14 protein-coding genes are annotated in these 13,421 nt (G+C 33.5%); all 14 read right to left on the bottom strand.

Features of this window, described 5'->3' with window-relative positions:
* Nucleotides 1-127: 127 nt before the first annotated feature.
* Complete coding sequence (locus IEV35_RS08035) at nt 128-463, bottom strand: helix-turn-helix domain-containing protein (protein ID WP_188384137.1); 336 nt, start codon at nt 461-463, stop codon at nt 128-130.
* A 257-nt stretch (nt 464-720) separates the two neighbouring features.
* A complete protein-coding gene (galE, locus tag IEV35_RS08030; RefSeq protein WP_188384136.1) occupies nt 721-1,749 on the bottom strand; it encodes a UDP-glucose 4-epimerase GalE in 1,029 nt (342 codons plus the stop codon).
* A gap of 17 nt (nt 1,750-1,766) precedes the next feature.
* Nucleotides 1,767-2,576, bottom strand: coding sequence for a CDP-alcohol phosphatidyltransferase family protein (locus IEV35_RS08025; protein WP_188384135.1), 810 nt, complete (start codon nt 2,574-2,576; stop codon nt 1,767-1,769).
* Between the two features lie 12 nt (nt 2,577-2,588).
* Nucleotides 2,589-3,818, bottom strand: coding sequence for an oligosaccharide flippase family protein (locus IEV35_RS08020; RefSeq protein WP_188384134.1), 1,230 nt, complete (start codon nt 3,816-3,818; stop codon nt 2,589-2,591).
* Nucleotides 3,819-3,885: 67 nt separating this feature from the next.
* A complete protein-coding gene (locus tag IEV35_RS08015) occupies nt 3,886-4,728 on the bottom strand; it encodes a GNAT family N-acetyltransferase (RefSeq protein WP_188384133.1) in 843 nt (280 codons plus the stop codon).
* 19 nt (nt 4,729-4,747) lie between these two features.
* Nucleotides 4,748-5,425 (bottom strand): CpsD/CapB family tyrosine-protein kinase, encoded by a 678-nt coding sequence (locus tag IEV35_RS08010; protein ID WP_188384132.1) that lies wholly within the window; start codon nt 5,423-5,425, stop codon nt 4,748-4,750.
* Nucleotides 5,376-6,128, bottom strand: coding sequence for a YveK family protein (locus tag IEV35_RS08005; protein WP_188384131.1), 753 nt, complete (start codon nt 6,126-6,128; stop codon nt 5,376-5,378). Before IEV35_RS08005 ends, IEV35_RS08010 begins: the two co-directional genes overlap by 50 nt.
* Nucleotides 6,125-7,423, bottom strand: coding sequence for an O-antigen ligase family protein (locus IEV35_RS08000; protein WP_188384130.1), 1,299 nt, complete (start codon nt 7,421-7,423; stop codon nt 6,125-6,127). The genes IEV35_RS08005 and IEV35_RS08000 overlap by 4 nt, the downstream gene beginning before the upstream one ends.
* Nucleotides 7,424-8,440 (bottom strand): polysaccharide deacetylase family protein, encoded by a 1,017-nt coding sequence (locus IEV35_RS07995; RefSeq protein WP_188384129.1) that lies wholly within the window; start codon nt 8,438-8,440, stop codon nt 7,424-7,426.
* Between the two features lie 41 nt (nt 8,441-8,481).
* On the bottom strand, nt 8,482-9,627 hold the full coding sequence (locus IEV35_RS07990) for a glycosyltransferase family 4 protein (RefSeq protein WP_188384128.1): 1,146 nt from the start codon (nt 9,625-9,627) through the stop codon (nt 8,482-8,484).
* Complete coding sequence (locus IEV35_RS07985) at nt 9,624-10,583, bottom strand: branched-chain amino acid transaminase (RefSeq protein WP_188384127.1); 960 nt, start codon at nt 10,581-10,583, stop codon at nt 9,624-9,626. Before IEV35_RS07985 ends, IEV35_RS07990 begins: the two co-directional genes overlap by 4 nt.
* A 49-nt stretch (nt 10,584-10,632) precedes the next feature.
* Nucleotides 10,633-11,283 (bottom strand): sugar transferase, encoded by a 651-nt coding sequence (locus IEV35_RS07980; RefSeq protein WP_229740682.1) that lies wholly within the window; start codon nt 11,281-11,283, stop codon nt 10,633-10,635.
* Nucleotides 11,284-11,318: 35 nt separating this feature from the next.
* Nucleotides 11,319-12,557: a type III PLP-dependent enzyme domain-containing protein gene (locus IEV35_RS07975; RefSeq protein ID WP_188384126.1), complete on the bottom strand. Its 1,239-nt coding sequence runs from the start codon at nt 12,555-12,557 to the stop codon at nt 11,319-11,321.
* 43 nt (nt 12,558-12,600) lie between these two features.
* Nucleotides 12,601-13,419: an aldolase/citrate lyase family protein gene (locus tag IEV35_RS07970; protein WP_188384125.1), complete on the bottom strand. Its 819-nt coding sequence runs from the start codon at nt 13,417-13,419 to the stop codon at nt 12,601-12,603.
* Nucleotides 13,420-13,421: the final 2 nt, after the last annotated feature.

The raw sequence follows: 13,421 nt of genomic DNA, 5'->3' as shown, positions 1-13,421 counted from the left end.
ACCGCCAAAAACGGCAAATCTAGTTTAGGAAATGGAAATGATTTCAAAAAAACTGGTTCCAAGCAATTTTCAATCGCTTGGAACCAGTTTTTTATTACTTTCTGGCTAGTTTTGTCCCAGCCTCTTTCTATTTCCCACTCTTTTCCTTCTGCCAAATCATAAATTCAATTATTGGTCTTAACTCTATCAAATTATTCTTCTCTATCCCTAAGTTTCTTAAATCCTCAATAAAATCTACCCATTCTTTGTCAATAAGTTCATTAGCCGATTCGATCCCAATTAACGAACGTAAATCCACTTTAAGTACATGTGCAATTTTTACTAATACTTGAATGGACGGGTTATCATTCTGGTTACGCTCAATATTACTTAAATAAGACTTCGATATTTCTGCACGCTCAGCCAACTCAGATAAACTTAATCCCATACTTTTTCTTCTCTTTTTAATATTTTCTCCTATCATCTTTATAACCTCGTTTTCAATTTGCTAAAGTGGGACTAAGTAGATAACTTCTGTTCCTTATAATACTCATCCCTTAATAACCTTTCACAAATAGCATCTTCACTTAATTAAACTTATCTTAAAACAAATACTTAGTTCTTTATAAAGAACATACTTTTATCTTATTCTAATCTATTAAAATAATCAAGATGTTAAAGAGCTTATAAATAGATTTCTTTAAAATAGTATAAAAGTAGTAGATATAGATGGAACATTGACTAAGGAGCTGTCTCTAAATCATACCCATTGGGATGCAGTTGTTGCCAACGCCATGCATCTTGACACATTTCTTCTAGTCCTCTTGTTGCTTTCCACCCCAAGTATTTTTCAGCTTTTGTAACATCGGCATAACATATCGCTGTATCTCCTGAACGTCTAGGTTTGTAGACAAATGGTATTTTCCTATTTGCTACCTGTTCAAAAGTCCAGATAACTTCTAACACGCTATATCCTTGACCAGTACCTAAATTAAATACATCTAGCCCACTACTCTTTTCTACTCTCTTTAATGCTTGAACATGACCTAAAGCTAAATCAACCACATGTATATAATCGCGTACTCCAGTTCCATCCTTAGTCGGATAATCATTTCCAAAAATAAAAAGAGTCGGTAATTTACCGACTGCTACTTGTGTGATATATGGGACTAAATTATTCGGTACTCCTTTAGGATCTTCGCCAATTAGTCCACTCTCATGAGCCCCAATTGGATTAAAATAACGCAAAATCATAATTCCCCATGACATATCGGAAGCATACACATCTCGTAAAAAAGTCTCAGTCATCTGCTTTGTTCTCCCATATGGATTCGTTGGATTTAATGGAGAAGATTCTGATATAGGATTTAGATGCTGAGCCGTTGAATATACTGTAGCAGAAGAACTAAAGACAAGCCGCTTCACCCCATATAATTGCATAACTTCACATAGGGTAACTGTACAAGCAAAGTTATTACGATAATACTTCATCGGTTCCTTTGTCGATTCAGAAACAGATTTATATCCAGCTAGATGAATAACCGTGTCAATCTTTTCCATTTTAAAGACTTCAGCTAGCTTTCTCTTATCACTTAAACTGAAATAATATATGTTGAAATCCTTGCCTGTAATTTGCTTTACCCGTTTGATTCCTTCAGAATTACTAGTTGATAGATTATCAACAACAACAATTGTATAACCGTTATTTATTAACTCTACACAAACATGCGTCCCAATAAATCCAGCTCCCCCTGTGACAAGAACAGCCATTAGTTCACCACCTTTATTTATAATTGACTTTTGTGATTATCTATTTTTTCCAATACTTCATGAAGATTACTTTCCCACTTTTTAATGTCTAATTTAATTACAACTCTCCCTAATATTACAATGAGAGCTAATGAAATGGAGAGATAGTATTGGTTGTTGAATAGAATCAAATCTAGTAACAACATCAAATAGAACGAATCATCTTCTAGAATGGTTTTAATTATTTTTTTAACCTTTGATGTTGGACGACTGGCAGATTGTTGGTTATGTGAGCTTTCCCTAAATTGGTGATTTTGTTTATTATAATTAATAGTGGAATGTAATACTGCTTGCCTGATAAATAATGTTTCAACATCTTTTTGGGATACGTCTAAAGGCGATAGTTCACTTAATATACCAACTACTAGAAAAATAATCAGGTAGATTATGTGATCTGTACTTGAATACAGTCCGAAACCTATCACAAAGTAAAACAATGGATGAGATAGGTTGTGTACTAACCGATCATAGTAAACTCCTTTAATTGAAGCAGATTTCTTAATCCTTGCTATATTTCCATCGGAACAATCTAGTGTAAATGTAAAGAATGAGATGATGAAGGCTACAAACAATAAACTATAAGAAGAGGATACGATTGCAAAGTATAGAATCGTCGCGGAAAGAATATTTAATGGTAATGTACTAATCGTTACTGTATTTGCAGAGATGGAAGGAAAGATCTTTACAATCATCCATGCTACATACAATCCAAGTTTTCGATGTAAAGCCATATAATAGGTTGCTGATTCATCCTTTTTAGCATATTGTTTCACTTCACTTATCTTCACGATTTATCCCCCTTATAAATACCGAATATATTTGGCCAATGTTTTTATCTTCAATATAATAAATAAAGCAATGACTAGACTGATAAATTTCAAGAATGATGCGAGAATAATTGCATATGCAGCCCCATCTAGACCATATTTGGGAATAAAAATATAGCAACCTATAAGACTACCTATTACCCAAATTGCGGCTAAATATGGTTGTAACTTGAAATTTCGTGTTGCAATTAATCCAGTGTCGAGAAACATGGCGGGAAAACTAAAAATCCCCGCTCCCATTATATAGATAAATAATTGTGAGTAAGCTGTATATTCATTGGTATAGATAATGGTTAACAATAACTCTCCTAATACAATAGTTACACCAATACCTACAACAGCCATAAGAAATCCAATTGTCACCAACAAAAGAAGTAATTTCTGATATTCCTTTAACCTATTTTGTTCAAATAAAGTTGCTAACCGTGTCGCTGCTGGCTGCCTTAGCGAGTCTACTAAACGATTTCCTGCAAAGAGTATATAGAGAAGAGCTGCCAAATAACCTAATTCTTCCGTACCTATAAAATATTCAACAAAATAATTAGGTATATTCGTATTAAAAGAAGTTAGTAAGGCCATCAATCCTAATGGTATCGATAAATGAAATAAGCTCTTTAACTTACTCCATTGAAAATCTATCTGAACTGATTGAAACAAACCCTTCACAACAAGATAGTCAAAAAATAATAGGACCATTACCCAAGTTAGAATTTGACCTACTAACGCCCAAATTAGATTATTCGTTAAAAGTAAAAGTACAAAGAAAACAATAACTGTTCCGATTCCTTTCATTACATTGGAGATCGTTATTAAGTCCATTCGCTCATACTTTTGTAATTGCCCATGAAAAATATCGCTAACCGACTCTGGTAACTTAGCAATTCCAACGAGAAGGAGGATTATAGCTGTATGAAATTCATAACCAAAAATAATAATGACTAAGATTATGATGAATAAAGCAACCCCAACGGAAAGAACCCTCGCTCCTAAGTAATTATCAAAAAGGTATACATTTTTGGTGTCAGTTACGAGTGCTAAACGCAATTTCATATCTGTAAATAATACAATTGGGGCTGTAACTGCCAGACCAAGCGCGTAATATCCTACCATTTCTGGCGTACCTAGTTTCGCAATTACGATTAATAGTAACCATTGTGTAAATGAATAGATGATACTTCCGATTACATTCCAAGTCATATTCATTTTTAATGATAGCTTCTTAATGACACATCTATCCTTCCATTTCCACCAAAAATAAAGACCTAATATGTCACGAGTTTCTGTATGGCACTTGTTTCTGCCTATATACTTTAGCTCGCAAAATATCTGGTCTTTTCCGCGTTTTCAACCAAAAAAGAAGTACAATTAATTTTCCTAACAAGCTGATTGGTTGAAACTTCTTCTCTTCATCAACAACATGACCACCAAATTCTTCTTTAAACCGGTTAATATGCTGCTCCCCTTCCTCCTTTGCATCGACAAAATATCCACCAAAATCGAACCACTTAAGTCCAAGCCTACGAAAACTCTTTATATCCAGCCAATGAAGGTATCGATTGGCCCTCCCAATCATATTTCGTTCTTGGGAGTTTTGAAATCTAGCTGAGGCTGAATGCAATAATGATCCATATGTATCTGTTAAGACATAGGCGTGATAACACAATGGATTGAAGTTCTCATCTGTCATATAAGATATCATTAGTGCATTTTGATCTCTCAGACCTGTTAATCGTTGGAGATTTCCTTTTGGTATATTTTTGTGAGCCGCGAACTCATTAAAAAATTGCAAAAATGCATTAATTTCTTCATCAGTTGGGGATGTTAGTTCAAAATACAATATCGGATCCCTTTTCGAAGCTCGATTAATTTTATATCTTGTATTTTTATGAATTTCTTTATATATCTCGTCTTCGGGTCGATGTACATCAATTACTAAAGTTTTACCGTAACTGTGTAGAATACCTTTTTCTTTAAATGAAACTGTAGATTCATCATTTGGAAATAAAACTCTAGAGGAAATAATGATATCAGCTTCTACACTTAAATTTGTATTCGTGGATCCATATATATCCATCATGTTCACAATTCCACGTTTATAATGAACCTTTACCAATTAGTTCAACTCCTAAATGTCAGTAATATCCGGAATAGTCTTTGGACTGTTTCTTTCCATTTAAAATCGCGCCAATGACATTGGCTCCAGCAAACTGTAATTGTTCCTTAGCCTTTTGAACATCTTCTACCTCATTTTTTTTCGCCCTAACGACTAATAACGTTGCACTACATTGGTTAGCAATTAGATTGGCATCCGTTACGACTAAAATAGGTGGAGTATCAAAAATAACGACATCATACATATTAATTACTGTCGTAATAAAATGGCTCATTTGAGCTGAACCTAGTAATTCTGCTGGGTTAGGAGGAATAATACCACTAGTGACGATATCTAAGTTTGTAATAAAAGTACTAGTAATCGAATCATTAAGCTTAATTTGATCCACTAAATAATTGGATAGACCATAATGATTGGGAACCCGAAATACGTTCTGAATAGATGGCCTTCTAAGATCGGTATCAACTAGCAACACTTTTTTCCCTTCCTGACAGAAAGCGATGGCAAGGTTTGCTGCTGTCATTGTTTTACCATCTCTGGAATGAGGAGAAGTGACCACGATTGTCTTTGTCTTACTTTTAGGCATTGCAAAGTATATATTCGAACGAATCGAGCGAAACTGTTCTGCAATCTGTTTATTTTTTCTTTCAACTGTTATTAAATTTATTCGTTCTGTTGTTTTTTTGTTTCTTTTCATCATCTGCCTCCTTCTCTTTTTTCCCCTTTCTTTTTTCTATTACTGAAACGGATCCTAACACGGTAATTCCCAAATTTTCTATATCGGCTTCAGACTTTACCTTTGTATCTAAAAATTCAAGAAATAATGCCATTCCAATACTAGTTGCCACGCCAATAATTCCTGCAATAAGAATATTAATGAAAGGTCTCGGTTGAATTGGCTTTTGGGATGAAGCAGGATTTGCTTTAGATAATATAAAAACATTATCTATATTCATAATGGATACGATTGTTTTTTGAAAATGTTCTACGATTAAATTCGTTAATTGAGCAGCAAGTTCAGGACTCTCGCCTATAGCTGAAACAGTTATAACTTGTGAATCCTCTCCGCTACTCACTTGAATTTTCTTTCCAAGTTCTTCGGGAGTAGTATTTAGATTTACCTCTTTAATAACCTTCTCTAAAATGGAAGAACTTCTTACAATTTCCTTGTACGTATTAATTAATTCTAAATTCATTTCTAGTTCACCTAAGTTTACTGGATTATTTTGGCTTGGCTGATGGATAACGATAAATTGTGAGGATGATTGATATGTTGGAGTGATGACGAAATAGCTAATAATTACGGCTGTTAAAATTAGGCTAATTGTAAGCGAAATAATCAAAACTATTCGTTTTTTAAGAGTCATGAATATCTCTTGTATGGAAAAGGCATCCTTCATTCGTTCACCTCCAATTTAATCCAAGCACTGTTCTCTTGTGTATCCTTAGGTTGTTGGTTGAAATCAGTATGTATAAGAACAAAACAAACAGCTAAATAAATCCATATAAAACGAATGTTTTCAATATTAATAGTTATTGATTGAATAGCAATGGCATTTAACCCGATAAATAAATAATAAAAAACATTACCACCTCTCTTAATTAATCCTAAAATCACCTTGATGACTAGGTACATAGGAAACCAAATAAAAGCAAGAAATCCAAGGATACCCGTTTCGGACAAGAAAGAAAGGTACGTGTTGTGTGGGATACTCGAAAAAGTATACCCGTACATTTCAGTCGAGTAAGGAATAAATTGACCTATTCCTATGCCAATAAATGGATTATCCATCCACATTTCATAAGCAGATTTCCATAAAAGTATGCGGTCAGAAGTACCATCACCTTCTGTACCTATCCTAGCTACCCTCTCCATCGCAAAGCTTAAAAAATCTGATGAACTGTTAATTAATAAAATGATAAAAGATATTATGCTTCCTATGATTAATAAGAAAAATAATTCCTTTATCCTTCCCATCATTAAACTCAGAAATAATACAATCAAAACACTAAAAACAATACTCACCATTCCACCACGTGAAGCAGTAGATACGAGTGCAATTAATACAACTACCATGGCAACATTGACGATTAATTTTTTCTGCACAAAAGTAGAAGAAATTGCGACAATCGTAAATGATACGATAAGATATAGAGCTGCTAAATTAGGATCATTAAGTGTTGCTTGTGCACGTCCTCCCGAAGTTAATCCATTATCAACTCCAAATCGATATAAAATAACACTTATAATACAAAGAACAGAAATGATTATTGCGGTAATTCTCCACCATTTAAATAATAGAAGTATTACATCATCTTTATATTTTTCAATAAAAATTAACAGCACCAAGACATAGATAAAATTTACAAATAACTTTATGATTGCTGATAAGCCGTAAGGAAAATCTATATAAATATTTGTAAAATAATTTGCCATACTTATGATGCAGAAGTAGATTAATAGAAGCATATATACAATGATTAAATAGTTCTGTTTAAGTACAACCGCTAAGACCTGTTGATTTTCTTTAATTGATATTAGCCAAAATAAGATAATAACGATTAGGATATCAGCTAAGGAAACGTTTAATTCAATGACCATATTTAACCGAAACATGAACGGCAAACAAACTACTAAAGCCCCGATTAAAAAAAAATCAATTCTTCTATTGGATAACACCATCAAACACCACATTTATTGTAATTTTTCAACAGAACTTTTCGTAACTTCCCTACTATTTTTTAGCACGCTTTCACTTACTTCTTGCATCGTTACGTTCTCCATCCCATATTGCCTCTTGAGTATATGGAAATGATTAATGATGGAATCCAACAACTCCATATTTTGGCTTATATGAACTCCAAAGTTGTGGGGATGCCACCAAAGATGATACATTTTTCCTTTCTTTGCTGCTTTAGTCATACCGGATTTTATTCGTTTTAGCTTCCATGACTCTAATACGCTTGTTTTAGGAGAATATGGTCTTAAAAACCTACTCGAAGGTACATTTACAATCCCATGATGATTAGTTAAATCTGAAAAGGAGTAGATATGATGACCAGATATATTCACATAATTATCCATTAGCCTAATCGCGCGCTTAAAAAGTCCTTCTCGTTCCTCTGCACGATATAACCAATGTTCTTCGTTCCCCCGGTAGGCGTTTAAATGATGTTTCCGACAAATTGGTAGATAGTCGATATTAAGTTGATTACGTGGAAAAATAATGGTTTTTATCTCGATTTCATTTTCCCTAGCTAATTGAACTGCTTTTAACAAATCTTCTTCAAATGATTGAATATCCTGCCCCTTCGCTAAACAATAATAATGACTGAGTGTATGGGTAGCTATTTCTTGATTTTTTGATTGTTTAATTTGTTGTATTAGGTTTGCTCCGTAGTGATACGGATCTACAGTTTCGTTCTTTCCTATAGACTTCATAAGATGATAGGATGATAGAGTTTGGTCCTGATAATTTGGTTTATTAATAGGTAATTCACTTAATAATTCTTCTTTTGTAGAATAAAATAAAAAGCCAACAATTCCCCAAGTCGCCTTTATCTCATGTTCAGTGAATCGCTCCAATAATTGTGGAACTACTTCTCGAACCCCAAGTAGATTTTCACCATATTCTTCTAAGGTGAAAACATCAAAAACTCCCCAATTTAATTCCAAGTCCAAAGAGATGACGAATTTACCAACTGTATTCATTTTATACTGTTCAACACCTCCTAACCGTTGTTAGCAATTGTTTAAGACATCCCTTCTACTCTATCTGCCATGAAGTGTTCATAAACTTTACCTGTTTCTTGAAGTATGTTTTTTACATCATACTTAGCAAGAATTATCTTTCTAGCTTCTCTTCCCATCTGCTTTTGTAACGTAACATTTTGTATTAATGTGTTTATGGCCTTCTGTAGTTGAACTGGATTTTTAGTAGGAATTAAATATCCGTTCTCTCCATCTTCAATCAAGTCCTGATTCCCTCTAATATTAGTAGCAACTACCGGAATTTCCATTGCCATCATCTCCATAACGGACTTGGGCAAACCTTCCCTTAAAGACACTAATAACCCTATATCTGTAATACTCAATATGTCTCTTATGTCATTACGATATCCAAGACAAAATACGTTGTTTTCTAATTCTTTTTCCACTATTTGATTTTGGATATGTTCGAGTAATGGCCCATTTCCTATCAAGAGTATGACAAAATTTTGGTTGTATTTTTTCAACAATTCTGCAGCAGAAATGATATCTATTTGACGTTTATTATCATTTACGTCTGCAATTTGCGTAATTACTTTTGCATCAATAGGAATCCCTAATTTTTCCTTCAAGTGTTTTTTATCTAGATGAGAATATTCTTTTGGATTGTAGAATTGAGCATCTACACCGACACCATGTATTAGGTGTATCTTTTCTGTTTGAAATAATTTTTCTGCTTTCTTTCTATCTTCTTCATTCATCACAATGACTCTTGAAGTTTTTGAAGCTACCATCTTCTCCGCCATATAATACATTAGATTAGTAAGTCTAGATCCTTTATTATGAAAATGAAACCCATGAGCCGTATATATAATTGCTTGTTCCTTCGGTGCGGCCAACCTAGTTAAAAAAGCAGCTATCGGTGTATGTACATGAATAAAATCGTACTGCTCCCGTATGAATAGCTGCTTTAGTTTTCTATAAACTTTTATATTAGTTACACTTTTTACACTTCTAGTGAAAGGTATATGTTGAAACTTAACACCTGGTAATGTTTCTTTTAGTTTTTCCTCATTTTCAACAGAGGTTAAAACAGTCACATCTACTCCCATATCTTTCAGCAGTTTGATATGTGGTGTAAAAAACAAATAAATCGTATGTTCAATATTTGTTACGTATAAACATTTCAAGTAATAACCCCCTCAATCCTATCTACATCCTGATAAATTGGGGTCAACCATTTTTCATACCCTTGTAGTTCTCCATAGACAGCACTAAGATACAGTTCATAAATCCTTTTTGTTATTTCTCCTACTTGCCCTGTTCCTATCGTATAGCCATCAATATTGATGATCGGTTTAACCTCTACTGCTGATCCACAAAGAAATGCCTCATCACAAATATATAAATCTGTTCGATTGATTTCCATTTCAAGTACGTCCAGATTCAACTCTTTTCTGGCTAATTCGATAATGGTACTTCTTGTAATACTTTCTAAAATGGAAGCTGAAGTTGGGGGTGTAATTAAGACACCATCTCTAACAATAAACAAGCAAGCCCCTGTGCCCTCCGCTACTTTTCCATGATTATTCAAGAGAATTGCAGAATCATAACCATTTTCAACTGCTTCCATATGAGCCATTCGACTATTAATATAATTGGCCCCTACTTTTACTTTTGGAGAAATGTTATTATCACTAATTCTTTCCCATGAACTGATACAACACCTTAATCCCTCGTCTAACGAATTTTCTAATCGTTTTCTTGGGATTGGTGCGATAAACATATTTACAGGTTCTTTCGAATGCCAAGAACCAAACCCATCAATAAACACTGTCTGACGTACAGCAATATCTTCTTTGTAATTGTTTGCCTTAATGACATCAATTAGTCCTTGTCGTAATTCGTCCATGGAATATATATTTCCCATTCGAAACATCTTCATGGAGTTCTGTAGTCTCACATAATGCTCAACGAGACGAAATGCATACAACTCCTGCTTTGTGTCATTCCAATAACAACGAATTCCTTCAAATACATTAGCACCAAACTGGGCTGTAGGTGACAACACATTAATTGTTGCATCTTTAAGCGGTACAATCTTTCCGCTTATCCATATCAATCGATTATATTCATCTCTATTCATATGTAAGCTCCTATAAGAGAATTTACTTTTAGACTAACATTACCGATAGTCACTTCTTCTCAAACACTTCGTCCAAAGGTTCCTCTTTTTCTGTTATATCAATAGAAGAAGATTCCTCTTCCACTTCGTAAATATTTTTCATTTTAAACACATTGATGATAGTAAGTGCTAAAATCTTCAAATCTATCAATATGCCATATTTATGGAATAGATCAATATACTCATTATCAAACTTTACTTTTTCATCCCACGGTAATTCATTTCGTCCTTTTACTTGTGCAAGCCCAGTTATGCCAGGTAATACAGTAAACCTTCTTTTATACGCTTCATTTAAATTTTCATATTTTCCAAGTTCATATGATACTGGTGGTCTCGGTCCAATTAATGCCATATCCCCTTTCAAGATATTTATCAGTTGTGGTAATTCATCCAAACTAGTATTTCTTAACAATCTTCCTACCTTAGTAACTCGGAAGTCATTTTCATAATTAAATAAACCTGTTCCCATATATTCTGCGTTTTCAATCATTGTTCGAAATTTATACATCGTAAATTCTCGGCCGTTTTTGGTTAATCGTTTTTGCTTAAACAAAATTGGCCCTTTAGAATCTCTTTTTATCGCAACAGCTATAATAATGCATAGTGGTGTGAAGATAACGATGAATATCGATGAAATGATAATATCCATACTTTTTTTCAATAAGAAATTCAAGCTATCTCCCTCCACTATACAAATTAGAATATATACGTATGGAACACATCATCAAAACTTTCATTATGCTTCACTAACTCTATTTCTTTTGTTAGATCATTGAGCTCGATTACACTAAAATTAGGTAAGATAAATGGTGGCTTTAATACGATAGAATAAGATCCTACATTGTCAAATACGATATAATCGCCTACTGCAAGTTCGCCATGATAACCGCGATATAGATAGTCCGATTCGATACATGTATACCCACCTATGTCCAAATCCGTATATACATTATTTTCATTTGCGGCATTTGCTTGGTAAATAGTAATTGGTGGATTTTTCTTATTAAGCGTTGGGTTAATATTGTACATACTGCCAGATACAGTAGCGATTTTCTTCCCCCTTATATCCTTAATACTTATTACCCGGCAAACAAATTTCATAGCGTCCCCACAAAGTGCCGTTCCTGGCTCTATAATTAGTTTCGGTTGTTTATCAGTCTCAAACATTTCAAAAGCATCCTTAAAACGAGTAGCAATTACTTCCGCATAATCATGAAAATCAGGTATAGAATAATCAAATTGAGCTTTTAACGAATCCTCCATCTTTCCAAATAACCCTCCACCGACACTTACAAACTCTGGTGGTTCCTTAAAATATTGTTGAACTAACTGTATCATTCCTATCACTTTGTTCGGCCAAACATTGATATATCTAGAAGCAAAATGGCAATGTAGACCCTTAAGCTGTAAATTATTAGTTTCATTGATTTCTTTAACTACTGTTGAAAATTCCTCCGAATGAACATCAATCCCGAAGCGAGAGATAATTCCATCATCAATATCAAAATTACATCGTACACCAACAAAAAATTGCTTTTCCGGATATTTTTCAGCAAATACTTTGATCCATTCGAATTCTTCTATCGAATCAATATTGACAACTCCACCATCTAAGAGCAAATTCTCGATTGCCCAAGAATGTTTGAATGGTCCATTAAAGTAAATCTTTTGTGCTTCTACCCCAATTTTTATTGCTAGTTTATATTCCATTTCAGAAACGACCTCTGCGTAGCCACCATATTCATCTACAATCTTGCATAACTTAGGAATATAGTTTGTTTTATAGGAATAAGCAATATGGGTATTCGGATAAATCTTCTTAAATGATTGTAATAATTCCTCATAATTTTCACGAAACCTTTTTGAATCTAACAGATAAAAGGATTCACCATATTTATTACTTATTACATCTAAAACCTCAAAAGATAAATTCATTTCTAATCATCCGTTCTCCTATAGAATGCATGTTGTAGATTAATTATATGTTACTTATAATCTCGGAAACTTTTTCTATAATGGTCTCTTTATTTCTGATAAAGTAGGCTTGTGGTTTAGTAGTTAAACTTTTTTCAAATTGTCTTAAATTCTTAATTCCAGTTGAAAATATGTTGTTGATTTCATCTAAGTTCGTCATGTTTTCCACATTACAAAATGTCCTAGATAAAATTACCATGCTTGATTGAAGCCGGTAATGTTCTGCAATGATATGTTCAGCTGGCAGTGCACCATGGCCTAACTGTGCAACACCACCAAAACCATAGGGGATATTTTTCTCTCTAATTTTTAAACATAATTTCTCGACAGTACCATCTGCTAATAGTTCAAACATAAAATTCATCTTGTAACTAAGATGTAAATCGTTCAAACCAATATGAATATAATTAATACCTGGAACAGATAAGATAGAATCAATATTATCTACTGCCTCAGAAGTTTCCAACAAGAGACACGTTTCAATTCTGCCATCTACATAGTTCAAAAATTCCTCAACTTCCTTTACCTCTTTAAAATAGGGAAGCATGATAATATCTGCACCATTGATAATAACAGCATCGATTTCTTCCTTCGAAAATTCATTTATCGGATTGATTCTTACCAATAACTTCGCTTTTGTTAAAACAGAACTCAGTACTTTAACATCGTCAATATGATGATCTGAAATAACGGAGGATACATGCTGTTGTCTCTCTCTTTTTCCATTGACTTCTAGGTCTACAAATATCCAGTCAACACCATTACTTTCATAAATCCTTGCAATTCTCTCATTATTTGTTATGCACATTAATTTTAATGGCAATT

Origin of the sequence: Ornithinibacillus halotolerans (genome assembly GCF_014637405.1) — a bacterium.
Classification (GTDB): domain Bacteria; phylum Bacillota; class Bacilli; order Bacillales; family Amphibacillaceae; genus Ornithinibacillus; species Ornithinibacillus halotolerans.
The sequence above is the reverse complement of the archived record's forward strand: the minus strand, read 5'-3'. Positions and strand labels throughout refer to the sequence as shown.